Source organism: Pontibacter qinzhouensis (assembly GCF_008017455.1).
Classification (GTDB): domain Bacteria; phylum Bacteroidota; class Bacteroidia; order Cytophagales; family Hymenobacteraceae; genus Pontibacter; species Pontibacter qinzhouensis.
On sequence record NZ_VRTY01000023.1, the window covers coordinates 21429 to 47250 of the forward strand.

A 25822-nucleotide genomic window follows, 5' to 3' on the forward strand; every position below is an offset into this window, starting at 1 on the left:
TTATGAGTTAACAGAAGTGGATAGTTCGCCTTCGCGGCACTCTTCTAATTGCTGTGGCGTCAGGGCCTTTTGGTACAGCCCGAGCAGTTGCAGGTCTTCCACCATCGGCTTTAGTTCTTCTATGGCATGCAGCAGCCTGTAGTAATCGTCACACTCCAGGTCTATAGCTACGTTGTGGCTCGTGTTACCTGCCGGTGCCGGAATAGATTGGATGAGCGGAATATTGATATCTTCGGTATACAGTTTATTGATCACAGCTCCGAGCCAGCTGCCCACATGCGGAATCTGTACGATAAGCGAGGCCTTGTTGGCTGTTGGCTTAGGTGCTTGTGCCTGTGGTTGGCTCGATAGCACCAGGAAGCGGGTATAGTTGTCTTTTCGGTCGGCAACGTGCTCCTGCAGCATCTCCATGCCATACAGTTCTGCGGCCTGGCTACTGGCAATGGCGGCTACACCTTTCAGACCTTTAGCGCTGATTTCGCGGGCGCTGTCGGCGGTGTCCTGGCGTTCTTCGGTAGGCAGGTGGTGCTGGCGCAGAAAAAGCCCGCACTGCAACAGCGCCACCGGATGCGAAATAACGGTTTTAATGTCTTCCAGCCGCTGGCCTGGCAATGCCATCAGGTTCTGATCTATCGGCAGCCACAGCTCCCCGATAATCTGGAAGTGCTGGTACTCCTGCAGCAAGGTGTAGTTCGTCAGGATGCTGCCCGCCAGTGCATTCTGAATGGCCATTACGCCGTAAGTTGCTTCGCCCAGGTGCAGTTGCTCACACAGCTGATCAAACGAACTGCAGGGCAGAATCTCTGCCTTTTCAGGTGCGAAATACTTACGGGCTGCTGTATCGTGGAAAGAGGCAGCGCCACCCTGAATTGCGATTTTAATTTCTGTTGCCATAGTATATTTAAACGAAAAGCCCCGCTTGCGGCGGGGCTTTCAAGATTTTGCTGTATGTTTTATAAACGCAATAGCATTACCTCCGGAGCCCCTAGTGGGTACCAAAAAAGTAAAAGCTAAAGTAAAATGCGTTGCTTAAAATCATGTTTTTATTATTATGCTGTAATATTAAGGAAACTCTTAATAACCGTCAAACTTTTTTGCGAAATTTTTTTTCCAAATCTTTTTAACGAAGAATTCAAAGGTATTTAATTTCTTGTTTAATGAGGTTATTGCCCATGCAGCCTGGTACTACATATAACTTTTCTATATAAGCTAGAACACTGGTTGGGAGGAGGAGGTTCAAAAAATGGCTGCTTAACTAAAAAAAACTTTCGAAGCTGCTGCTCGCCCTTACTTCCTGCTGCTGATATAGGCAATTCTACTTCGGGGTTAATTACAAAGCGAGCCGGCTTTACATCACCGGCTCGCTTTATCGTTAGTTACAAATTCAGTATCAGGAGCCCATATCGGCGTACAGGTGAGTTTGTGCATACTGTTTGCGCACCTCCTGAAAGACTGTTTTTACAAAGTCTTTGTTTATGCCGAACGAGTTAGCCTGCTTCAGCAGTTTCTCCAGCACGTCGTCCCAGGCTTGTTGTCTGTCTAAGCTGCATTCGTCGGCTTTTAAATCTCCGATCTGGGCAGAAACCAACGAACGGCGCGCCATCAGGTCGAGGAGCTGGTCGTCGAGGTGCTCAATTTCTTTGCGCAGTTCTTCCATCATCACACCTTTTCGGGTTATATCTTCATCGGTATGGTTCAACTTCAGCGATTGCAGGAGCATGTCTAACTCCTGCGGCATAAGCTGCTGTTGCGCATCGCTCAGGGCCATTACCGGGTTGTGGTGCGATTCAACCATTAAGCCATCGTAACCCAGGTCGAGTGCACGCTGGCTAACCGGTCGTAACAGGCTTCTGCGGCCCGCTATGTGGCTGGCATCGCAGTAAACTGGCAGGTCCGGCAGCATGTTCTTCAGTTCTACCACATGGTCCCACTTCGGGTGGTTGCGGTAAGGTGCATTGTCTATGGTAGAGAAACCTCTGTGTATAACCCCCAGGTCGGTTATGCCATTCTGGTCGAAACGCTCCAAAGCACCCAGCCACAGCATAAGTTCGGGGCTAACCGGGTTTTTTACGAGTACCGGCACAGAGGCACCTTTAAGCGAATCTGCTATTTCCTGCACCATAAAAGAGTTAACGGTGGTGTGGGCTCCAATTATCAGAATATCTACTCCCTGTTTCATAGCTTCGGCTACATGGCTGGTGTTGGCTACCTCGCAGGCGGTACGTAAACCGGTTTCCTGCTTTACGGTGCGCAGCCACTCGAGGCCAATACTGCCAACACCCTGGAAACTACCCGGACGGGTACGCGGTTTCCAGATGCCAGCCCTGAAAATAGTAACACCCTGCAGCTTTTTCAGCCCCTGGGCTGTTAGCAGCATTTGTTCCTCGTTCTCAGCACTGCAAGGGCCGGCGATTACAACAGGGCTCGACGTTTTGGCCAAGGTGCTGGTTTCTTTGGCCAGGTGCAAGCTAGGTGTGGAAGTTCTCATAATTTACTTTTTTAATCTATTAAGTAAGTTTTGTCAAAAATAAGAAAGCCCCGCTTGGGGCGGGGCTCTTCTGGTTTATCTTTCCATTACTATTAACGCAAAGCTTCTGCCATTAGCCCCTTATACAGGTGCAAATAGATTTCAGATTTTGGGCTTGTACGCAGACTAATAACATGGTTCTTTCTTTTTAGGATGTGTAAATGTAATCTTAATTATTTAAATACCAAACGTTTTTTAATTAAAATATTGTCAACAAAAACAATTTATTATTGTGAAAACTAATATAACTTCTAAATTTTAATTCTAAATATGCAACGTTATGCTGTTGTTGCTATTGATTTGGTTATTTTAGTAATTCTGTTTTAAATACTTAGCTATTAACGCTTTACCCTGTTATACCAGGTCAGGTGGCGGCGGCAGCGAAGAGTCTTTTTTGGGGTACAGCAGCGAGGCTACAACAGATATTGTCAGTATAGCTCCAACTACCAGTAGGGCATAGCGCATGTCTATTTCAATAATATCGCTCAGGAGAAGTTTGGCCCCAATAAATACTAATATTAAGGAAAGCCCATAATGGAGGTAGTGGAACAGTTGCATTATGCCGGCTAGTGCAAAATACAGCGCCCTTAGCCCGAGCAGCGCAAACACGTTGGAGGTGTACACAATAAATGGATCTTTTGAGATCGCCAGAATAGCCGGAATAGAGTCTGCTGCAAACACCACATCGGTGCTTTCTACCATTATCAGCACCAGAAACAAGGGCGTGGCATACATTTTACCATCTATTTTCACAAAAAACTTACCACCTTCAGCTTTTTTGGTAAACCGAAGTTTCTGGGTTATCCACACAATAAGCGAGTTCTGCTCGGGGCGCAGCTCGTTGTCTTCGTGGCTGAAGGCCATTTTTATTCCGGTGTATACCAGAAAAGCTCCCAGAATATAAATGATGAAGTGGAACTTAGCTATAAGGGCTACGCCTATTACAATAAAAAGCGCCCGAAGCACCAGTGCTCCTATAATGCCCCAGAACAAGATTTTGTGCTGGTACATGAGGGGCACCTTAAAGTAGTTGAATATCAGGATGAAGACAAACAGGTTGTCGACACTCAGCGATTTCTCGATGAGGTAAGCCGTCAGGAACTCAAGGGCGGGAGCAGGGCCTTTCCAGAAATAAATAATACCGTTAAAACACAGTGAGAGCACCACCCAGAACAAACTCCAGAGCAGCGCCTCTTTTATTTTTACCTCGTGCGCCTTTCTGTGAAACACGAACAGGTCGAGCCCCAGCAGCAACAGCACAAACGCATTAAACAGAATCCAAAAGACAATAGAATTATCCATAATCAAGCCTGATGACTTATTTTTTTAAATGCCAAAGGTAAAGATACCTGAATAATTATTGCCCATACACAGGAATAGCTGATAAAATTTAAGCTGTCTTTTGTTGTGTTACTTTAGCAGGAGAAAATTTAATTTAATAGCGGTCGAAGTGACGGAAGAAGCTCCTGATTTTCATTTTTAGCACCCCCAGCACCGCCTCCTTAAATATCCCTTTCGACATTTTAGACTCGCCTTTGGTACGGTCGGTAAAGATGATGGACACCTCTTTTATTCTGAAGCCATATTTATAAGCTAGGAACTTCATCTCGATCTGGAATGCATAGCCTACAAACCGAATCTTGTTGAGCTGAATGGTTTCCAGTACTTTGCGGCGGTAACACTTAAATCCTGCCGTAGTGTCGGCTATGGGCATGCCGGTAATTAAGCGCACATAAGAACTGGCAAAGTATGACATCAGCACCCGGCTCATGGGCCAGTTAATAACATTTACGCCCTGGCTGTAGCGGCTGCCAATAGCTACATCGTAGCCCTCTTTGGCACAGGCGGCGTAAAGACGTACGAGGTCTTTGGGGTTATGCGAAAAATCGGCATCCATTTCAAAAATGTATTCATAGCCATGACGCAACGCATATTTAAAACCGTGAATATAGGCGGTGCCGAGCCCAAGCTTGCCTTGTCGGGTCTCCAGGTGCAGCCGCTCCGGGTACTCCTGCTGTAATGCCCGCACAATGGCTGCGGTGCCGTCCGGAGAGTCGTCGTCTATAATAAGCAACTCAAACGGGTGGCTCAGTGACATCACCTTCCTGACCATCGCCTCGATGTTCTCTTTCTCGTTATAGGTTGGGATTATCACCAGAGAATCTTTCATGGCTCAAATATAGAGCTAATTAACTATTAGGTGCCAGCGCTCCAGCCATTTTTATTCAATAAAAGGCCGTATTCCGGTAGCAGAGGCACTATAGGCTCAGTATCACGCCTGATCTCCCTATTCTCCTTCCTACTGTAAACCCACCACAACAACTTGTGCCACCAGACCCTTGACTCTTTTTTGTCAGAAAAGCTTTTGGAGGCGTTTTTTATTTGAATAATCTGGAAGAGGAGATGGTTACAGCACCAGCCTTAGTAGCCTAGGGTTGTTGCTTCTTAAGATTGCTGTACTAAATTCAGCCTGTCAATTATTCTAATGAAATGGCCCTTCCGAAGAATTTTATACAATTTAAAGCCAAGGCCTTAGACTGAAGGACCAATTAAGATGACAGGCTTTGCTAAAGAAAGCCTAATTTTAGAGCTGAAATAAAGGAAGTGTATGCAAAAACAAAAATGTGTATTTCTGGACCGCGATGGCGTGCTGAACCGCGAGATGGGCGATTACACCTATATACTGGATGCCTTTGAGGTGCTGCCGGGAGTTCCGGAAGCTTTACAGCTGCTCAAAAAGCAAGGCTATTTACTTATTGTTATCACCAACCAGGCTGGTATTGCCAAAGGCCTCTACAGCCGCAACGAAGTTCTGGCGTGCCACCAGAAACTACAGGAACATTGCCAACTCCAGCTAGATGCCATTTACTTTGCGCCCGGTCACCACACTATTTCAGAGTCGCTTTCGCGGAAACCGGATAGCCTGATGCTGGAGCGTGCCATGGCAAAGTACAATATTGATCCGGAGTTATCGTGGATGGTGGGCGACACACCCCGCGACATGGTAGCAGGTGCAAAAGCAGGAGTAAAAACTATTCTGGTGGGGGAGCACCATCCGGAACAGGCACACCCGCTTCAGGCTAAAGACTTGTTAGGAGCCGCCAACATCATTTTGGAGAGCACAAAAAAACCGGCCCAATAAGCCGGTTTCTTCTATATCGTGCAGTTTATCTGGTTAACAGATTAACTGTTGGAGCCATCCGTTGCTGACGCTGAGGCAGACACAGACACTGTAATAGTTTCAGGGGCTGTGTTTAAATCTGGCTCTACGCTGCTATAAGCAGGGCAATATGTTTTGCAGGAAGCCATACCCAGGGCCAGGCATAAAGTGCCGTAAAGTACTAATTTTCTCATTTCAAATAAAGTTTAAAGACAAAGGCGTTTTCAAAAATAAGCTTTTTCCCTGCAAAAACAAAACTAATACAATTTTAAGACAAGGTATTACACCTCATAACCTAAAATCTTCATCATAGCCTCGCTAGTCTGCTCCGGTGCAAACTGCCAGTCTACCAGTTCCCCGTTCTCGTCGCGATCGATAATCACGTGCTGAGGTGCTGGAATAAGGCAATGCTTTATGCCGCCGTAACCGCTAAGCGACTCCTGGTAAGCACCTGTATGAAAGAAGCCGATATAAAGCGGCTGGTCTTTCGGTATTTTCGGTAAAAACACCTGAAACGAGTGCATTTCGGAGTTGTAATAGTCCTGGCTATCGCAGGTAATTCCGCCTAATTGAATCTTACGGTATTCTTTGTCCCAATGATTCACGGAGAGCAAAGGCCAACGCTGGTTCAGAGCCCAGGCATCGGGCAGGTTAGTAATGAAAGAACCGTCTATCATATACCATAACTCTTTGTCGTTCTGTAGTTTATGGTCTAAAATAGAGTAGATGGTAGCACCACTTTCGCCTACGGTAAAGATGCCAAATTCTGTAAAAATGTTTGGTTCTTCTACATTTTCTTCTTTACAGATACGCTTAATGGTGCGGAGAATCTCCTCGATCATGTAGCGGTAATTGTAATCTGCCTGAATAGAGGTTTTAATCGGGAAGCCACCGCCAATATCGATAGTGTCGAGTTCAGGGCATACCTTTTTAAGCTCGCAGTATTTGTGCACAAAGCGGCTAAGCTCCGACCAGTAATACGAGGTATCTTTAATGCCGGTGTTAATAAAGTAATGCAGCATTTTGAGCTCAAACTTCGGGTCGTCTTTTATCTTGGTTTCGTAGAGCTCAATTACATCGTTGTAGCGTATGCCCAGGCGCGAGGTGTAGAACTCAAACTTCGGTTCTTCATCAGAGGCCAGGCGCATGCCAACTTTGCACTTCTCCGTTACGTGCTCCTTGTAGTACTCAATCTCATCGAGGTTGTCGAGTATAGGCATGCAGTTTTTAAAACCCTCGTTAATAAGCTCCGACAGCCAGTGTTTGTAACGCTCCCGCTTAAAGCCGTTGCATACTATATAAGTGTCTTTCGAGATCTTGCCTTTATTATAAAGTGCCCGTACAATCTGCATGTCGTAGCCCGAAGAAGTCTCGATATGGATGTCGTTCTTCAGCGCCTCGTCGAGCACAAAAGAAAAGTGCGACGATTTGGTGCAATAGCAGTACGTGTAGCTCCCTTTGTAATCGAGTTTCTCCATCGATTCCTTAAACAGGAGTTTCGCCTTCTGAATCTGAGAACTTATTTTGGGTAAGTAGGTTAATTTTAAAGGAGTGCCGTATTTGTTGATGATATCCATAAGCGGAATACCGTTGAAATATAGCTCGTTGTTCTCTACTTTAAATTCATCTGTCGGAAAATCAAACGTTTGATGAATAAGGTCGGTATATTTATCCATTGAAGGTTGTTAAGGGTCTTTGTGAAAACATGCAATATTCTCTGTATTTTACAACCTTTGCAAAAACTTTGTTCAAATTAAATGAAAAAAGTAAAGCTAATTGAAGTAAGATCGGAACTGGGGGCCGGTACAAGGGGCGCAGGCATGGGCATAGATGCCCTGAAAGTAGCGTGCCTCGACAAAGCGTCTGATTATTTTAAGCGCTTTAATTCTATTGCCGTACCCGATCTTAACTACACGCTTTTCGATAAAGACTATTTCCCAACGGCCCACCACATCGATAGTATTCTGGCAGTACTCAAAAGTGTGAGCAACACGGTGTCGCAAACGCTGGAGTTCGGCATGTTCCCGCTCGTGCTGGCCGGCGACCACAGCAATGCAGCCGGTACCATTGCCGGCATCAAAAAAACATACCCCGACAAGACTTTGGGCGTAGTCTGGATAGATGCACATGCTGATATACACTCGCCCTACACCACTCCCTCCGGCAACGTGCACGGCATGGCCATGGCCATTGCCCTGAACGAAGACAACCCCGACTGCCGTAAAAACGACCCGGCTCCCGAAACTATCTTTTTCTGGGAGTCGCTGAAGCGGGTAGGCATAGACGGGCCGAAGCTAAAGCCGGAGCACCTGGTGTATATTGTTGTCCGCGATACCGAAGGAGAAGAAAACTACCTCATCCGGAAACTGGGCATTAAAGCTGTTAGCTACAAAGAAGTAAGAGTTAAAGGCGTGAAAAAAGTAGCGAAGGAGACACTGGCGCATCTGAAGGACTGCGACCTTATTTATGTATCGTTTGATGTGGACAGCCTCGACTCGAAGTTTTCGAAAGGAACCGGCACCCCCGTAGAAGTGGGGCTAACGGTAGAGGAGGCAAAAGACCTTTGCTGCGAACTGGTGCACGACCCCCGCGTGTGCTGTTACGAGATGGTAGAAATTAACCCGACACTCGACACTGAAAACACGATGGCCGAAAACGCCTTCGAGATTCTGGAGTCTACCACCAAAGCCATTCTGGATAGGGAATCGAAGAGTGAACCGAAATTATTCTAATGAAAATGGCCATAGCTGAAGGATCTTGCCCATAAGATCCCAAAGGGATGACAAAGGTGGAAAAGTAAAGGAGCATTATTACAATCGACCACCAGCAGATAGCAATTATTCTAATGATTTTGCCCTTCTAAAGCTTTTTTCTGCTGAAAGAGGTCAAGGGTCTGTTATATATTTTAACAGCCTTTCCAGAATAAGCGCTAAATTTGCAGCTTCAGCCGAAAAGAGACACATTACGTTCATGCAATTACAATACACCATCAGCCAACGAATCAGTGAGGCGCTTCAGGCGCTGTTCCAGGTGTCCGTTGATGCTTCCCAGATCAGTTTACAGCCGACCCGCAAAGAATTTGCCGGCACCTATACCTTCGTTACCTTCCCCTACACCAGAACTGTTGGCAAAGGGCCGGAGCAGATAGGAGAGGCCCTGGGCGCTTACCTGAAAGAAAATGCTGCCGAAATTAAAAACTTCAATGTGGTAAAAGGCTTCCTGAACCTGGAGATACAGGACGAGGTGTGGCTGCAGCTCCTGCGCGATATTATGCAGAACGCTGATTTTGGCAGAGCAGCTGCTTCCGGTAAAAACGTGATGGTAGAGTACTCATCGCCTAACACAAACAAACCGCTGCACCTGGGCCACCTGCGTAACAACTTCCTGGGCTACTCGGTGTCTGAAATCCTGAAAGCTAACGGGCATCAGGTGCTAAAGGCAAACCTCGTGAACGACCGAGGCATCCACATCTGCAAATCGATGCTGGCGTACCAGTATTTTGGAAACGGCGAAACACCTGAAAGCAGCGGCCTGAAAGGCGACCACCTGGTTGGTAAATATTACGTGCAGTTCGACAAAGCGTATAAAGAGCAGATAGATGCACTGGTGGCAGAAGGAGTAGACAAAGAAGAAGCCAAGAAAAAAGCTCCGCTCATGCTGGAGGCGCAAGCCATGCTGCATAAATGGGAGCAGGGCGATGAAGAAACCGTTGCCCTCTGGAAAAAAATGAACAATTGGGTGTATGCCGGTTTCGATGAGACTTACCGCAACATCGGCGTTGATTTTGATAAATATTATTATGAGTCTGGTACCTACACGCTTGGCAAAGAGCGGGTAGAAGAAGGGCTGCAAAAAGAAGTATTCTTTAAAAAAGAAGATGGCTCTGTGTGGGTAGATCTCACCGACGACGGACTGGACCAGAAGCTCTTGCTTCGCTCCGACGGCACCTCGGTGTACATTACCCAGGATCTGGGAACAGCCGAGCTTAAATACAACGATTTCCCGTATGATCAGTCGCTGTACGTAGTAGCCGATGAGCAGAACTACCATTTCCAGGTGCTGAAATCGGTGTTGAAGAAGCTTGGCAAACAGTATGCAGAAGGTATTTACCACCTCTCTTATGGCATGGTCGATCTGCCATCCGGTAAAATGAAATCGCGGGAAGGAACTGTGGTTGATGCCGATGAGCTGGTAGCCGAAATGGTGGATACAGCGCGTCAGCAAACCGAGGAACTGGGCAAGATAGAAGGCTTTACGCCGGAGGAGGCGCAGCAGTTGTACCACACACTGGCCATGGGTGCACTCAAGTACTTCCTCCTGAAAGTAGACCCCAAAAAACGCATGCTGTTCAATCCGCAGGAATCTATAGACTTTAGAGGGCACACAGGTCCGTTTATACAATACACGCATGCGCGCATCTCAGCCATTCTGCGCAAAGCAGCCGACATGGGCATAGGAGTAGACGCCACTTCGTTTAGCAACCTTACACAACTGCACGAAACTGAGCAGGAGGTAGTTACACTGCTGGTGAACTACCCTGATGTGGTAAAAGAGGCAGGAAATTTATATGCTCCTTCTATTATAGCGCAGTATGCTTATGACCTGGCAAAGGCCTACAACCGGTTCTACCAGGAAATTTCGATCTTTAACGAAACCGATGAACAGGCGCGTAGCTTCCGCATCGCCTTGTCGGCCATGGTAGCCCGTTTTGTACGCGAAAGCATGAGTTTGCTAGGCATTGAGGTGCCGGAGCGTATGTAACTGCAAAAAGCCTTGCACTACATTGGGCATCTGCCTGTATAAAGTTTCGTAAACAATTTTCTACCATACTGGTTTCAGGTACACAGTTAACATCAAGTCAAAAATGAAAAAGGCATTATTCTCTATTGCATTGCTGGCAGCCGTTGTTTTTGGCTTTGCCTGTACACCATCTACTAAAGGAGCAGAAAACAAGAAAAACATGGAAACAACAGCACAGACAGAAGCTCAGAAGCAGGAAGGCTTCTATGGCTTCAGCATGAGCACCTTAGACGGGAAAGAAATTGACTTCTCGCAGTACAAAGGCAAAAAGGTAATGTTGGTGAATACAGCCTCTGAGTGCGGCTTCACTAAGCAGTACGCCGACCTGCAGCAACTGCACGAGCAGCACGGCCAGGAAGTGGTTATTTTAGGTTTCCCGGCTAACAATTTTGGCGGTCAGGAGCCAGGTTCTAACGAAGAAATTGCCTCTTTCTGCCAGAAAAATTATGGCGTTAATTTCCAGATGTTCGAGAAAATATCGGTAGTAGGCGATGATCAGCACCCACTCTACACCTGGCTCGAGCAGAACTCCCCGAACAATGACAAGCCAACCTGGAACTTCTGCAAATACCTGGTAGATGAGAATGGTAAGGTTGTAGCTTTTTACCCATCTAAAGTAAAACCAACAGACGAGGTAGTGCTCGCCGCCATCAAGAAATAAGGCACCAGATGCAAGGCTTTTTCAAGAAAGGAAGTATACTTTAGAAGTTGGAGTTAGAAATTTTTGAATTTTGAATGAGAGGATGAATGATTGAGAGAATGGATGAAGAGTTCTTTCTAACTCTAAACTCTTAACTTGCAACTCTTAACTCTTAACTCTACTAAAGGGCCCTTGACTATAATTAGGTTTAAATATGTTGGAAGGCCTATTTCATTAGAATAATTTGGAAAAAGCAGGACCTTAATTCTCAGAATGCTTAGATTTGGTTCTTCATTCGCCTGCAGTTTCAAATTCTTAAATATTTACATGTTGGATACTTCAACACAACAAACCAACCCGAATCCAGGCCTCTTAAGTGCCTGGATTTCGGCTTTTAGGCCCCGCACATTGCCGCTGGCCCTGTCGTGCATCGGGATGGGCGGCTTTATGGCAGCCGCAAACGGTGTGTTCGATAGCACTGTTATAGCACTTTGCGTACTCACCACGCTGTTTCTGCAAATTCTCTCGAACCTCGCCAACGACTACGGCGACTCCAAGCACGGTGCAGACAGCATACACCGCGAAGGGCCGAAGCGGGCGGTGCAGGCGGGGCACATTACTGCCGAACATATGAAAAAGGGCATGATCGTATTTAGCCTGCTCTCGCTGCTATCGGGTTTGCTGCTGCTCTGGGTGGCTTTTGGAACAGAAGGACTGCTGCTCGCGCTGCTGTTCCTGGTGCTGGGCCTGGCTGCCATTTGGGCTGCTATTAACTACACCGCCGGTGATAAACCCTATGGTTATGCCGGCCTCGGCGATATTTCGGTTTTCATTTTCTTCGGATTGGTGGGCGTATTGGGTACTTACTTTCTGCAGGCGCTGGAGTTCAATCCGCTGGTGCTGCTGCCTGCTTTTATTTGTGGCTTCTTCTCCACAGCCGTGCTCAACGTCAACAACATCCGCGATATCCACTCCGATAAACTGGCTGGCAAGTATTCTATTCCCGTTCGCCTCGGGCCGAAGCGCGCCCGCATTTACCATATATTATTACTGGCAGGTGGTGTAGTAAGTGCAGTGGTGTATGTGGCGCTGAACTTTTACTCTGCCTGGCAGTTTCTGTTCGTGCTGGCCCTGCCACTGGTTATCATCAACGGCAGAAATGTGTGGCAAAAGCAGACTTCTGCAGAACTGGACCCTTACCTCAAGCAAATGGCGATGACGACACTGGCGTTTGTGTTGCTGTTTGGAATAGGGCAGGTGGTGTAGTGGGGGAGGTCTATGTTGGAATGAAAATTCTTGCAAAAAGCTAATGAAGAAAATCAAGCGACAATGGAAGGTAACCTATTTGAGTATTTAGATAGTATTCTGCACGAAGAATGTTTCCAGAAGAGGGGTAAAAAGATCTGGTTTAGAAAAACAGATAGTACGATTCTGATTTGTGAAGCACAAGTGTCACGATACTCAAACGCATTTTACCTGAACTTTGGTATTGTTTTCCCAGAACTTGTGAATGGCAATAAAATGCCAAAGTTAAGCATCGATAATTGGCACGTAAGGGGGAGATTCGAAGAAATAATTAAAGATAGAAAGTTTATAGGTTCATTTCCTTTCGAGATATCAACAAAAGATCAGGTGCAACTTAAAGATTATCTTAAGGAGAACATCAAAAGTTGTGTTGTTCCTTTTCTGCTTAAGTACTCGTCTGTAGAAATGGTGAAAAGAGAAATAGCTGAAAATGTTTTTGACTACGGCAGAATGCTTACTTCAAATCAAGTATAATATGCATTCTTCATCCGACAGTGTAGAAGAATTTTTCAAGGCTCTTTGCCAAAGGTCCACCCAACTCCATCGCTCCCTCAAATTATTCTAATCAAAATTGCCTTCCAAAGCAAAAAGCTGCCTCCGCATGTCAAGGCAATTGCACCTCAAAGAATTAGCACATTAGCACATTACAAACTACCTTTGCTTCTATAACCAAACCTGAATTCCGTCATGGCCTTACTTGCTTTTGTGATCACCATTTCGCTGATGCTCGTGGTAGTAATCGTGGTGGTGTATGCCGAGCGGAAGGTGGCGGCCTTTATGCAGGACCGCCTCGGTCCCACAGAAGCAGGGCCTTACGGCACGCTGCAGCCTCTGCTCGATGTGCTCAAGCTGCTGCAGAAAGAAGACATTATTCCGGCTGCCGCCGATAAGAAACTGTTTGCTGTAGCGCCTATCCTCATTTTTGCAGCTGTTTTTGCTGGTTTTGCTGTTATTCCGTTGTCGCCTACGCTGGTGCCGGCTGGTGTTGGTATTGGCGTATTTTATTTGTTGGCTATTATCTCTTTGGATGTCATCGGGCTGCTGATGGCAGGCTGGGGCTCCAATAACAAATACGCCATGTTGGGTGCCATGCGCTCGGTTGCCCAGATCGTGTCATACGAAATTCCGGCTGGTCTGGCGCTGCTGTCGGTGGTCATGATCTGCCAGTCGCTCGATTTTCAGGAGATCAGTTACCAGCAGGGCGTGCTGATGAACGCTTTTCCGGGGCTGGAGCAGGAGCAGAACTGGTTGTTTGGCATACGATCCTTGGGCTTCGAAACCACCACCGTAGGCGGCCTCACAACCTGGAATATTTTTAGGGCGCCAGTGTTGCTGGTGGCTTTTATTGTTTATTTTATCGCCTCGCTGGCAGAGTGTAACCGGGCACCCTTCGATATTCCGGAGGCAGAGTCGGAGCTGGTGGCAGGTTTTCACGTGGAATATTCAGGGTTCCGGTTCGCTACGTTCTTTCTGGCCGAATATGCCATGATGGTGTTGGTATGCCTGGTAGCAGTCATATTGTTCTTAGGTAGCTGGAACACGCCCTTGCCCAACATTGGCCCGATTGCCCTGGCCAACTGGACAACCGGAGCACCCGGAGGCATAGCCAGTGTAGTCTGGGGAGGCTTCTGGCTGATCTCGAAAACGCTGGTGCTGCTGTTTGTGCAGCTCTGGGCCCGCTGGACTTACCCGCGCCTGCGCGTAGACCAGCTTATGCACCTTTGCTGGAAAGTACTCACGCCTATATCCATTGGCCTGGTGCTGCTGGCAGGTTTGTGGCGCTTACTGATGATTTAGTTAAGTTAGAAACTTATAAAGTAGTAAATAGGTAGAAAGTTGTTTCGTAAAAGGTATAAACGCGTAAAAGATCAAACTAACGCCAGACCTGAACTAAACCTTCAAATAATACCTACACCTTCTAACTTTCTAACCCATTAACTCTTTAACTTTTTAACTCAACAGATGTCTGTAGTAAAACATAAAGTTGGTTTTCGGGATGTGGTGAAGTCGCTGGTGAGTGGGGCTCGCCTGACGCTGCACCACTTTCTGCATGCCGACAAACGCCGCAAGCCTGTCTACATCAGCGATGAATCTTACTTTGAGCAAAAGGAGGGGCTGGTAACGCTTACTTACCCTTACGAAGCATTGCCAGTGCCTGATAAAGGCCGCTACCGCCTGCACAACGAAATAGACGATTGTATTGTATGCGACCTTTGTGCCAAAGTCTGCCCCGTTAATTGCATCACCATCGAGTCTGTGAAAGCTACGGAAGATATCGGCGTAACCTCAGATGGTACTAAAAAGCGCCTGTACGCCCCAACGTTCGACATAGACATGGCCAAATGCTGCTACTGTGGCCTCTGCACTACCGTGTGCCCCACCGACTGCCTCACCATGACACCGGTATATGATTTCCCGGAGGTCGACATCAAGAACATGGTCTACCACTTCACCGACCTCAGCCCGGAGCAGGCACAGGAGAAAAAGCAACTCCTGGAGAAGCAACAGGAGGAAATGGCAGCCGCAAAAGCAGCAGCACTGGCTGCCCGGAAGCAGCAGGGGTGAAATAAGACACAAGATTTCAGACACAAGACGCAGGACTTTTTCCTGATGTTAAGTGAGTATATTTTCAGCTATTCAGAATTTATTAATTTGGTTCTAACGCATAAGTCTGATGGGCGTTAACGAGAAGAAAATCTTGTGTCCTGATACTTGTGTCTTAAAAAAAACCCATGCTTTTTTACCTCTTCGCCGCACTGGCCACCATTTCCGGAGCATACATGGTGCTGACGCGCAACCTGCTCTATGCCGCTTTTGCGCTGCTGCTCACGCTGCTGAGCATAGCCGGTATTTTTGTGATGCTGTTCGCCGATTTTGTAGCAGTTGTTCAGCTGATGGTTTACGTGGGCGGGGTGCTGGTGCTTATTTTGTTTGGTATCATGCTCAGTACCCGCGTGAAAGATAAATCGGTGATGTCGCAGAATGTGAACAAAAGCTGGGGCTCCATGGTGGCAGGAGTCGTATTAGTTGGCCTTTGCTACACTATTCTGCAAACAGATTATGCCACACTGCCATGGATAGAGGCTGCCAGTACCGATGTGTTAGGTGAGCAGAAAAGTACGGTGCAGGCCATAGGCGTTAAACTCATGACAGATGTGGTGTTGCCTTTCGAAATAGCCTCCCTGCTGCTCCTGATCGCCTTGATGGGCTCGGCCTATATCGCTACTGATAAACAGACAAAACTGTAAGACGAATGGACAGAATACCTTTAGAGCACCTGCTGCTGTTGGGAGCAGTTCTTTTTAGCCTTGGCTTATGGGCGGTTCTTACCAAGCGGCATGCGGTGGTAGTGCTCATGGGCATCGAACTCATTTTTAATGCGGCCAACCTGAACCTCGTCGCTTTTAGCCGCTACGACCCGCAGCTGATGCAAGGGCAGCTCTTCGCACTTTTTGTTATGGTAATAGCAGCCGCAGAGTCTGCTGTAGCACTGGCAATAGTGCTGCGGGTGTACCAGCATTTTAAAACGGCTAACCTGAACCAGATTGTAGGGGAGGAGTAATTGCTTTCTATTTGGCGTGGCAGAAGCGCTTTATTGCTTTGTTTATCACATTCACTTATATGCTTACTTATTTCAGGTTCAGAACCCATTGGCTTAGTTTCTCTATCATTTATATTTTTATTTTTTTGTTTTCTTGTCAATCTACAGTTACTGAAGCACAGGAAATTGATCCTGTATATGGGGAACCTCTAGATGAATTGTATAAAACAAGAAAAGTAAAAGAGGTATTTATAGAACGAGACCAGTATTATAATGGACAGTTATTGTATCAGAGATATCTTTTTCAATATTTCTTGATTGATGAGAATGGGTATAAAATCAGGCGTGAAAATTCTCATAACAACAGAATTAGCAATAGATTAGATATGGAATATGATGCAAAAGGGCATTTACTTGCCTCAACCTATTTCCAGGCAGCATCAGGAAAGGAGACAGCAGAAACGGATAGGAAGAATATTGTTTGGGTGCAGGCAACTCAGAACCGTTATGCCGCCCCAGGAAGGGAGAACGGCGGAGAATTTCGTTGGGATGCTATAAATAAAAAGTGGAATCAGATTTCGAAAATAAAAACTTGGGTGCAGAACGACACCACTTATACCGAGACACGCACCTCTTATTCTAACTCGTTTGAGCTAACTGAGGTTAGTCGTGATTTTCTGCTCGGAAAAGATAAGAATATACTGAGGCACGATTATATTAGCTTTTCACCAAAAGGGATGAGTGAAGCAAATTACTATTATACCAAGCTTGAAGACGAGAGAGTAGTGGAGTCTGGAAAGGTGGATTTTGAGATGGAGGTACTGACATTTCTTGAGCGGCATCCGGAGTACCAAAGGTTGTTATTTTCTAAAAATGGATTTAAACCAGTAGTAGATAAAGTGGCCCGGCAATCGGAAGGTACTTTAAAGCCGAATAGCACCTTTACATATAATGGCGCTGGTTTGCTGGTCGAAAAAAAGGAGTACAGTGAGCGAACAATTTATCAGCGGGATGCAAAGGGACGTGCTATTACTGAACGGTCAGAACATGAGGGAAGCGCTGGGAGATTGATTACATACTACTATAATGAATCTGGTTTGGTTGAGAAGGAGGTGAGAACCTATAGCAATGGTGCACCGGAAGAGACAAGGTTTTACCGTTATAGCTTTTATTGATTAATTGAGCTGTCAGAGTTATCAATCCAGATTATTCTAATGAAAAACCCCTTCCAAAGCATTTTAACAACATTTTGGTTCAAGGGTAGAAATGGTTTTTAAACTAAGCCAACGTGGAAGGGCATGAGAGCAGGTAACTCACTTTCCATTCTTCTTAGTTGAACTTTGCTCCATACTATTTCTGCCAGACATAATTCTTCTCTCCTTCGGCATAACATTTTAAAATTGTGTTATTAAAAGCGCAATATCCTTAACTTTGCCCCCTCGTTACAGGCTAAGGAGGTGCTTATCCTCTTTTTACGCTGTACTAGAGCTAGAACCTAAATTGTTGAACTAGAACTTGGAGCTTTCCGCGCTTATTGAGCCCCTGGCTGGCACACCCGAAACAAAGCTTGCGCTGGCAGTGCTTCTGCTGCCTCTTTTTGCTTTCCTGAGCCTGTTCTTCTTTGGCAAGCGACTTCCCCGCCAGGGCGATTGGCTGGGTATTGCGCTCACTGTTTTAGCCTTTGGCGCATCGGTTTGGCTGTTTTCTGCCACCTGGAACCATACCTCCTTTCACAGCCGCACCGTCTGGTTCAGCCTTCCTGCACTAAGTGCCTCGGTTACAAATTTCACAGCCGGAATTCTATTAGATAACCTCACGGTGCTGATGCTGGTTATAGTCACCTTTATTTCCACACTGGTACAACTTTTCTCGGTGGGCTATATGCACGGCGATGCGGGCTACAGCCGCTACTATGCCTTTCTGGGCCTGTTCACCTTCAGTATGCTAGGCATTGTACTTGTCGATAACCTGCTGCTGCTGTTTATGTTCTGGGAGCTGGTAGGCTTCTCGTCGTACCTGCTCATCGGTTTCTGGTTCGATCGGCCTGCGGCTGTGGCAGCCAATAAAAAAGCGTTCCTGGTAAACCGCGTTGGTGATATTGGGCTGCTGCTGGGGCTGTTCTTTTTCTACACCTGCTTCCGCACCTTCGACCTGGAGGCGCTGCGCACTTTGGTAAACGAAGGCAGCTGGATCGGTGGCAGTTTCCTGGTGTCGTTTCAGCTGCACGGCCAGCCCTGGGACCTGGAGCTAGCACCACTGTGGCTGACCTTGGCCGGTTTAGGTTTGTTTATGGGTTGTGTGGGTAAGTCGGCGCAGTTTCCGCTGCAGGTCTGGCTCCCCGATGCCATGCAAGGTCCTACGCCTGTTTCCTCGCTTATACACGCGGCTACCATGGTGGCGGCAGGCGTTTACCTGCTGGCCAGGTGCTATGCCTTTTTTACGGTAGATGCGCTTACGGTTATCGCTATTGTTGGTGCCATTACGGCCCTGCTTGGTGCTGTTGCTGCTCTTACACAAAACGATATCAAAGCTGTGCTGGCATTCTCTACTATTTCGCAGCTCGGTTACATGGTAATGGGCATGGGAACGGGCGCACACGATGCCTCGCTTTTTCACCTGACCACGCATGCATTTTTTAAGGCAGCGCTTTTCCTGAACGCTGGTATTATTATACATGCCATGCACCGGGGGCTGCACCACTCGCACCAGCCGGAGCACATCGATCCGCAGGATATCCGGAACATGGGCGGCCTGCGAAAAGCGATGCCGTTTACTTTCTTTACCTATGCCCTGGCAGCTGCCGCTCTGGTTGGCTTACCGCTATTTTCAGGCTTTTTATCGAAAGACGCGATTTTGGCAGGAAGTTGGGCCTGGGCGCAAACCATGAGTGCTAACGGCAATGCACTTTATTTCCTGGTGCCGGCTATAGGTTTTGCCGTGGTGTTGCTTACAGCTTATTACATGGGCCGCCACCTGTGGCTCCTGTTCTTTGGGGAGTTCCGGCTGCCATTCGATATAAAATCGCTGCGTTTTTCTGCTGGCAGGGAGGTGGAGCTGGTTATGCTGGTACCGGTGCTGCTGCTGGCGGTGCTGTCGCTGGGGGTGTTCTTTTCGCTTAATCCGTTAGATTTTGCCGGAAGCTGGCTGCTGCAGGGCCTGAACCTAGGCTTGCTGGCTGCAGATGCCAGGCCGCTGGCAGATGGTTTGCTGCAGGCTGTGGCGGAGCAGGACAAAGCCAACCATGTGGCGCATGTGCTCTTTGCCGTGTTGGCTGTGGCCCTTGGCGTGTCGGGGGTAGGGTATGCCATCATTAAGTACCGAAATAAGACAAAGGAGATGCTGTTGCAAGAGCAACCGCAGAGTGCTCTGGGCAGACTCTCTTACAACCACTTTTACCTCGACCAGTTGTACAACAGTGCTTTTGTAAAGCCAACGCTTTTGCTTGCGCGCAGCCTGTACCGCACCGATAAGCGTGTAATTGATTACCTGCTGAACAATGGCAGTATTATATTGGTGGTGCTGGCCAAAACAGTTGCCTGGTTCGACAGGTTGGTGGTAGACGGGTTGGTGTGGCTGGTAGGGGCACTGTCGCGGTTTGCTGGCAGATTTGGCCGTAACCTGCAGAACGGGAAGGTGCAATCGTATTTTGCCTACTCTCTTTTAGGATTTATTTTGATAATACTATACATAGTCCTGAAATGATAGTTAATTTTGCGGCTTGAAAAGTAGAGTGTTTCGCATAAGGTGTAGCTATAGCAAGCGATTGCCTGGCAAGCCCTGAGAGGCAAAAGACGATTTTTTCTTTGGAAGGCCATTTTTATTAGAATAATTGAAGCTGGTTCTAAAAATCAGTGAGTTTATAAGTTAACAGATGTTTGGCTTCTGCCCCGGCAATTAAGCCTTTTTACATAATCAACTATTCACCAACTGGATGAGTCTGATCTTAAGTAGCTTAGTTTTTACTCCTCTTCTGGCGGCGCTGGTCGTGTTGGTTATGCCAGGGCGCCTTCAAAAGCCGATAAAGGTAGTGGCGCTGCTGGGTGCACTTCTGCAAATGGGGTTGGCAGTATGGCTTTACACTCGGTTCGATGGGAGCGCCTTCGCCAACGGGCAAACAGGTTACCAGTTCGTAGAAAAACTTCGCTGGATTACTTTTTCGCTTGGTAACCTGGGAAATTTCCAGATCGAATATTTTTTGGGTGTAGATGGCATTAGCGTGAGTATGGTGCTCCTGACTGGCCTTGTGGGCGTAATTGGCGTTATTTCCTCCTGGACGATCAAAAAGAACATAAAAGGCTATTTTCTGCTCTACCTTCTGCTGCTCACCAGTGTAATGGGTTGCTTTTTGGCCCTCGATTTCTTTCTGTTTTACCTCTTCTTCGAGTTTATGCTGCTGCCTATGTACTTCCTGATCGGGATCTGGGGCGGACCAAAACGCGAATATGCGGCCATCAAATTCTTTATCTATACACTGGTTGGCTCCCTTTTCATACTAATCGTGATGATTGGGCTGTATACCTCTGTTATAGATCCGCAGGCTACAGCCTGGCAACTGAAGCTGGTGCAGGATGGTATGCCAGCCGGAACCGAAATTATATTACAGGTGCAGCAGATGCTGCAGGACAATGCCATACATGCCACCGACATGGTGCGTACGTTCAGTATTCCGGCCATGATGGAGGCAGACAATTTTGTTCCCGACAGCCTGTTGCATACACTCTCCGGCCATCAGCTCTGGAACCTGCCGCTGCGCTTCATCGCCTTTCTGCTGCTCTTTGCCGGGTTTGCCATTAAGGTGCCTTTGGTGCCGGTGCATACCTGGCTACCCGATGCGCACGTAGAAGCTCCTACACCCATATCGGTTTTGCTGGCTGCTATTCTGCTGAAAGTGGGAGGTTACGGACTTATCCGGATTGTATATCCTGTTTTTCCGGATGGAGCCGCTTATTTCTCGGTGCTGATAGGTGGTTTGGGTGTATTCTCTATTATCTATGGTGCGCTTTGTGCGCTGGCCATGAACGACCTGAAAAAGCTAATCGCCTATTCGTCGGTCTCGCATATGGGCTTTGTGCTGCTGGGGCTGGCCTCGCTTACTACAGAAGGTGTGAACGGTGCTATTTACATGATGTTCAGCCATGGCCTGATCTCGGCCATGCTCTTTTTGGTAGTTGGCGTAATTTACGATCGAGTGCATAACCGCATGATTCAGAATTTCAGAGGATTAGCTAATAAAATGCCGGCTTACACAACCTTTGTAGTAATAGCTTTCTTTGCCTCGTTGGGTTTACCTGGGTTTTCGGGTTTCATAGCGGAACTGCTGGTGCTGGTAGGTGGCTTTAGTGCCTCTGATGCAACAGGTATGCTGCCTCGCTGGCTTACGGTAGTAGCCGTTTTTGGTCTGTTACTGGCTGCCGCTTATTACTTGTGGGCCTTGCAACGCATGTTTTTCGGCAAGTTCTGGCTTTTCCCGGACCTGCGCGAAAAAGCTGTTATTACAGACCTTAATGCCAGAGAGTACCTGATGCTGGTGCCGCTGGCGCTGCTGGCGCTGCTGTTCGGTATTTTTCCGCACCTGCTTTTAGATAAAGTGGGTATAGCGGTAGCCGGGTTTACAGAGTTGGTACTGCAGAACGGGCAGGACCAGCTAAGTCTTATTTTGTCATCCATTTTTTAATTTTACGTGAACGAGCAGGGAGCTTTCTTAACCCAGTCTATTAACGCTATCCTGGAGGGGGCCGGCTCTTTGCTGCCCGAGCTCATGCTGGCGTTTTTTTTCCTGCTGCTCGTTACCCTTGATCTTTTCAGGTCGCAGGCTATTAAAAAGCTGCTGCCCTGGCTTGCTCTCACCGCCTTCTTTGCCACCTTGCTTATTCAGATACTGGGTGGCTACACCTCCGAAAGTGTGCAGTTTTTAAACCTGCTCCGGTCTGATGGGCTGGCGCGTTATGCCGGCATTCTTTTTAGTGCAGCCGGCATTTTCACGATTCTGCTTTCGCTGCAGAACAAGCAACTGGAGGAGCGGCAACAGGGGCAGGGCGAATATTACGCTTTTCTGCTTATGCTGGTGCTGGGGCTAAACCTGATGGCTAAGTCCATCAACCTGCTCATGGTGTTTCTGGCCATCGAAACGGTTTCTATTGCCTCCTACATCCTTACCCTCACCCTCAAAGAAAAAGGCCGTGCTATAGAAGCTGGCCTTAAATATATTTTGTATGGGGCACTGTCGGCGGGTATTATGCTGTATGGCATGTCGTTTTTTTACGGCCTCACCGGCTCGCTCAACTATACCAGCGGCGATTTTTGGTTTAGCTTGCTGCAGGCCAGCCCTTTGATGGTAACCGTAGCCGCTATTTTGGTTTTTGCCGGTTTCTTCTTCAAGATTTCTGCAGCACCCTTTCATTTCTGGACTCCTGATGTATACCAGGGCGCGCCCATGCCTGTTGTCGCCTTATTTTCTACCGGGCCTAAAATGGCAGGTATAGTGGTTATTTTACGGTTTGTGGCTGCTTTTTCAGATCCTGCCAACGCCACAGCCTTTGCCGATGTGCAGCTGTTTCTGGGTATTGCCGCGCTGGCGACCTTATTTATTGGTAATTTTACGGCTATCTGGCAGCAAACGGCACGCAGACTTATGGCCTATTCCTCCATTTCGCATGCAGGCTTTTTACTGGCTGGCTTACTGGCCTTTGGTACAAGCTATACCACCAGCATTCTGTTTTACCTTACCGTGCTGCTCTTCATGAACTTTGGGGTTTTCCTGTTTATGCAAGTGGCCGAAGACCATTTCCGTATAAAGCGCCTTGCAGATTTTGCGGGTTTCGGTAGAGCCTATCCTTATGTCGGGGTTATGGCGCTGCTGTTTTTTCTGTCGCTCACAGGTTTGCCGCCTCTGGCTGGTTTTATGGGGAAACTGCTTGTTTTCTCTAACCTCTGGGAAGCGTATGGTCTGAGCCAGGATAAGATGTTGCTGGCTTTGCTGGTGGTCGGAATTTTGCTAACCGGTGTGGCCTTATTCTATTATATCAAGATACCTTTTTACCTTTTCTTCAAAGGGAATTATACAGACAAAAATTTAGTTATTTCACTGTCGGATAAGTTGCTGCTGGCTCTCTTTGCTATGCCACTGCTGGTCTTCTTTTTTAAGCCTGACCTGCTACTAACCTGGATTGAGAAACTGTTAACAACGGTACGTTAAAGATTATATGAGCGATTCTATTAAGCACGAGTGTGGTATTGCCCTAATCAGGCTCAGAAAACCAATTGAATACTACGCGGAAAAGTATGGTACTCCCATGTACGGCATCAATAAGCTGTACCTGCTCATGCAAAAGCAGCACAACCGCGGACAAGATGGAGCCGGAGTTGCCAGTATTAAAATAAACGCAATGCCTGGTATTGAGTATATCAGTCGTTTCCGTTCTGTAAAAACCCGGGCCATCGATAATATCTTTAAAAAGATAGGGCAGGAGTACTCGGAATTGGAGGAAAAACAACCTGACCGGGTAAAAGATGTAAGCTGGGTTTGGGAGAATATGCCATTCTTGGGAGATGTGTACCTGGGCCACCTGCGCTATGGTACGCACGGCATTAACAGTGTAGACAACTGCCACCCAATGGTGCGCGAAAACAACTGGCGCAGCCGCAGCCTGGCGGTAGCCGGTAACTTTAATATGACCAACGTAGATGAGCAGTTTCAGAAGCTCATTGATCTTGGCCAGCACCCGAAACACAAATCAGACACGATTACGGTACTGGAAAAGATAGGCCACTTCCTGGATGAGGAGAACCAGCGCCAGTTTGATTTGCATAAAGCAAAAGACCATACGAACCAGGAAATTACGCAACTCATAGAGCAACACCTCGATATGCAGCGGGTGCTCAAGCGTTCTTGCCGCGATTTTGATGGTGGCTATGCCATGGCTGGCTTAACTGGTTACGGAGCTTCTTTTGTGGTCCGCGATCCGCATGGCATTCGTCCTGCGTATTATTACATGGACGATGAAATTGTAGTGGTAGCCTCTGAAAAACCGGCTATTAAAACTGCCTTCGATATTGAGTACAGCGAGATAAAAGAAATTACGCCTGGTTCCGCCCTCATCATTGATAAGTCAGGAGAGGTTGGCCTGAAGGAGATTCTGCCGCAAAAAGAAAAGACTTCCTGTAGCTTTGAGCGCATCTATTTCTCCAGAGGCAACGATCCTGAGATTTATACAGAGCGCAAGAACATGGGTAAGTTCCTTTGCCCTCAGATTCTGGAGGCCATTAACTACGACCTCAAAAACACGGTTTTCTCTTACATTCCGAACACTGCCGAAACCTCCTGGATCGGTATGATGAAAGGTATTGAGACCTACCTGCGCGACTACCGCAAAAAAGCCATTCTGGACCAGAAACTAACAGAGGAGCAACTCGACGAGATTCTGCAGTTTAAACCTCGAGCCGAAAAGCTGGTTATTAAAGATGCCAAGCTTCGTACTTTCATCAGCGATAACGATAGCCGCGATGACCTGGTAACGCACGTTTACGACACAACGTACGAAGTCGTAAAAAAAGGAATAGATACCATTGTAGTGCTCGATGACTCAATTGTGCGCGGTACGACTTTGGAAAAAAGCATCATCAGGATGCTTGACAAACTGGAGCCAAAGAAAATTATTATCGTTTCCTGTGCTCCACAAATCCGTTACCCCGATTGTTATGGTATCGACATGTCGCGCATGAAAGAGTTTGTGGCTTTCAGGGCAGTGCTGGAACTGGTGAAAGAATCTGGTGTGGATAGAGTACGCGAGGTTTATGACAAATGTGTGGCCGCAGCCGGTACGCCTGCCTTTAGTAAAATTAACTTTGTGCAGGAACTGTATGAGCCTTTCACGGCAGACCAGATTTCAGCAAAAGTGTCTGAGATTGTGAGAGCAACTGAGGTGAAAGCAGAAGTGCAGGTTATTTACCAGACAATTGAAGATCTGCACCAGGCCTGCCCCAACCATACCGGCGACTGGTACTTTACTGGTAACTACCCAACACCAGGCGGTATTAAAGTTGTGAACAGAGCCTTTATGAACTTTGTGGAAAACAAAGGCGGAAGGGCTTATTGATTTAGTTTTGAATGAGTGATTGAGTGGATGAGTGAGTTTATCTCATAGTTTACTAACATCATTTCTATAGTATAAGAGAGGGTGCTCGTAAGAGGGCCCTCTTTTTTTATGTAACTAAGTACATACAAGGAAGTTTTGCCGGAACGGTTAGACTTTATTCCTTACCAAGAATTTAAATTATTCTAATAGAAATAGCCTCCAAAAGGTTTTTCATCAGAATTTTGCCAAGGGTCTACCCGACATATTTTACTTGCATACACTTAGTTATGACACCACCTTCTTCTGCCGCAAGTTACGGCTGCGCATAAATACGCGGCATGAGAGGAGGCGTGGGAAAGTGTGGAGAATTCTACCTCTAAATAAAAAGCGAGAGGGCAGCCTGTGATAGGTGCCCTCTCGCTTTTTATTGTTTGTAACCTAATTGCGCTACACAGAAAAACTATCGCCGCAGCCGCAGGTGCGGGTAGCGTTGGGGTTGTTGAAGTAGAAACCTTTACCGTTCAGACCGTCAGAGAAATCGAGTTCTGTGCCGGCCAGGTAAAGGAAGCTTTTCATGTCAACCACAACTTTTACGCCTTTATCTTCAAACTCCTGGTCCATGGGTTTTACCTCATCATCAAAATCGAGGTTATAGGAGAGGCCGGAGCAGCCGCCGCCTGCCACAGAAGCGCGCAAGCGGAAGGTGTCGTCTAACTGAGCGTCCTGCTTCAGCTTAACAACTTTCTCTTTTGCTTTATCTGATACTGTTATCATA

22 protein-coding genes are annotated in these 25822 nt (G+C 47.1%); 15 read left to right on the plus strand and 7 right to left on the minus strand.

Going from position 1 to position 25822, the window contains the following annotated elements; all coding sequences use genetic code 11:
- The 4 genes from FVR03_RS07910 to FVR03_RS07925 form a co-directional block, all read right to left on the minus strand.
- Positions 1-894 (minus strand): prephenate dehydratase, encoded by an 894-nt coding sequence (locus FVR03_RS07910; protein WP_147921205.1) that lies wholly within the window; start codon positions 892-894, stop codon positions 1-3.
- 496 nt (positions 895-1390) lie between these two features.
- Positions 1391-2488 (minus strand): bifunctional 3-deoxy-7-phosphoheptulonate synthase/chorismate mutase type II, encoded by a 1098-nt coding sequence (locus FVR03_RS07915; RefSeq protein WP_147921206.1) that lies wholly within the window; start codon positions 2486-2488, stop codon positions 1391-1393.
- A 393-nt stretch (positions 2489-2881) separates the two neighbouring features.
- Complete coding sequence (locus tag FVR03_RS07920; protein ID WP_147921207.1) at positions 2882-3829, minus strand: TerC family protein; 948 nt, start codon at positions 3827-3829, stop codon at positions 2882-2884.
- 133 nt (positions 3830-3962) lie between these two features.
- Positions 3963-4697: a polyprenol monophosphomannose synthase gene (locus FVR03_RS07925; protein ID WP_147921208.1), complete on the minus strand. Its 735-nt coding sequence runs from the start codon at positions 4695-4697 to the stop codon at positions 3963-3965.
- Positions 4698-5135: 438 nt separating this feature from the next.
- Between FVR03_RS07925 and FVR03_RS07930 the strand changes: the two genes are divergently transcribed.
- On the plus strand, positions 5136-5669 hold the full coding sequence (locus tag FVR03_RS07930) for a D-glycero-alpha-D-manno-heptose-1,7-bisphosphate 7-phosphatase (protein ID WP_147921209.1): 534 nt from the start codon (positions 5136-5138) through the stop codon (positions 5667-5669).
- A 41-nt stretch (positions 5670-5710) separates the two neighbouring features.
- Here FVR03_RS07930 and FVR03_RS24335 read toward each other — a convergent pair whose 3' ends face one another.
- Both FVR03_RS24335 and FVR03_RS07935 read right to left on the minus strand, forming a co-directional pair.
- Positions 5711-5881 carry a hypothetical protein gene (locus tag FVR03_RS24335; protein WP_187270087.1) on the minus strand — a complete coding sequence of 57 codons (171 nt, stop codon included), beginning with the start codon at positions 5879-5881 and terminating at the stop codon, positions 5711-5713.
- A gap of 87 nt (positions 5882-5968) precedes the next feature.
- Positions 5969-7363 carry a type III PLP-dependent enzyme domain-containing protein gene (locus tag FVR03_RS07935; RefSeq protein ID WP_147921210.1) on the minus strand — a complete coding sequence of 465 codons (1395 nt, stop codon included), beginning with the start codon at positions 7361-7363 and terminating at the stop codon, positions 5969-5971.
- Between the two features lie 81 nt (positions 7364-7444).
- Here FVR03_RS07935 and rocF point away from each other — a divergent pair, with 81 nt between their 5' ends.
- From rocF to FVR03_RS08005, 14 genes are all read left to right on the plus strand, one after another.
- Positions 7445-8419 carry an arginase gene (gene rocF / locus FVR03_RS07940; RefSeq protein ID WP_147921211.1) on the plus strand — a complete coding sequence of 325 codons (975 nt, stop codon included), beginning with the start codon at positions 7445-7447 and terminating at the stop codon, positions 8417-8419.
- A 238-nt stretch (positions 8420-8657) separates the two neighbouring features.
- Entirely contained in the window at positions 8658-10448 is a 1791-nt protein-coding gene (argS, locus tag FVR03_RS07945; RefSeq protein WP_147921212.1) for an arginine--tRNA ligase, read from the plus strand.
- 103 nt (positions 10449-10551) lie between these two features.
- Complete coding sequence (locus tag FVR03_RS07950) at positions 10552-11148, plus strand: glutathione peroxidase (RefSeq protein ID WP_147921213.1); 597 nt, start codon at positions 10552-10554, stop codon at positions 11146-11148.
- Positions 11149-11454: 306 nt separating this feature from the next.
- On the plus strand, positions 11455-12393 hold the full coding sequence (locus FVR03_RS07955; protein ID WP_147921214.1) for a 1,4-dihydroxy-2-naphthoate polyprenyltransferase: 939 nt from the start codon (positions 11455-11457) through the stop codon (positions 12391-12393).
- A 63-nt stretch (positions 12394-12456) separates the two neighbouring features.
- Positions 12457-12906, plus strand: coding sequence for a DUF4304 domain-containing protein (locus tag FVR03_RS07960; RefSeq protein WP_187270088.1), 450 nt, complete (start codon positions 12457-12459; stop codon positions 12904-12906).
- 213 nt (positions 12907-13119) lie between these two features.
- The gene (locus FVR03_RS07965) at positions 13120-14229 is read left to right on the plus strand and encodes a complex I subunit 1/NuoH family protein (RefSeq protein ID WP_147921216.1); all 1110 of its coding nucleotides are present in this window, start codon (positions 13120-13122) and stop codon (positions 14227-14229) included.
- A 165-nt stretch (positions 14230-14394) separates the two neighbouring features.
- Positions 14395-14997, plus strand: coding sequence for a 4Fe-4S binding protein (locus tag FVR03_RS07970; RefSeq protein WP_147921217.1), 603 nt, complete (start codon positions 14395-14397; stop codon positions 14995-14997).
- 167 nt (positions 14998-15164) lie between these two features.
- A complete protein-coding gene (locus FVR03_RS07975) occupies positions 15165-15680 on the plus strand; it encodes an NADH-quinone oxidoreductase subunit J family protein (protein ID WP_147921218.1) in 516 nt (171 codons plus the stop codon).
- Between the two features lie 5 nt (positions 15681-15685).
- Positions 15686-15994 carry an NADH-quinone oxidoreductase subunit NuoK gene (gene nuoK, locus FVR03_RS07980; protein WP_147921219.1) on the plus strand — a complete coding sequence of 103 codons (309 nt, stop codon included), beginning with the start codon at positions 15686-15688 and terminating at the stop codon, positions 15992-15994.
- Between the two features lie 59 nt (positions 15995-16053).
- Entirely contained in the window at positions 16054-17148 is a 1095-nt protein-coding gene (locus FVR03_RS07985) for a hypothetical protein (protein ID WP_187270089.1), read from the plus strand.
- 340 nt (positions 17149-17488) lie between these two features.
- Positions 17489-19675 carry an NADH-quinone oxidoreductase subunit L gene (nuoL, locus tag FVR03_RS07990; RefSeq protein ID WP_255474122.1) on the plus strand — a complete coding sequence of 729 codons (2187 nt, stop codon included), beginning with the start codon at positions 17489-17491 and terminating at the stop codon, positions 19673-19675.
- A 229-nt stretch (positions 19676-19904) separates the two neighbouring features.
- Positions 19905-21647, plus strand: a complete 1743-nt coding sequence (locus FVR03_RS07995) for a complex I subunit 4 family protein (RefSeq protein ID WP_147921221.1) — start codon at positions 19905-19907, stop codon at positions 21645-21647.
- 6 nt (positions 21648-21653) lie between these two features.
- Positions 21654-23168, plus strand: a complete 1515-nt coding sequence (locus FVR03_RS08000) for an NADH-quinone oxidoreductase subunit N (protein ID WP_147921222.1) — start codon at positions 21654-21656, stop codon at positions 23166-23168.
- Between the two features lie 7 nt (positions 23169-23175).
- Complete coding sequence (locus FVR03_RS08005; RefSeq protein ID WP_147921223.1) at positions 23176-25068, plus strand: amidophosphoribosyltransferase; 1893 nt, start codon at positions 23176-23178, stop codon at positions 25066-25068.
- A 426-nt stretch (positions 25069-25494) separates the two neighbouring features.
- On the opposite strand, the gene FVR03_RS08010 is transcribed toward FVR03_RS08005, so the two are convergent.
- A complete protein-coding gene (locus FVR03_RS08010; protein WP_147921224.1) occupies positions 25495-25821 on the minus strand; it encodes a HesB/IscA family protein in 327 nt (108 codons plus the stop codon).
- Position 25822 lies beyond the last annotated feature (1 nt).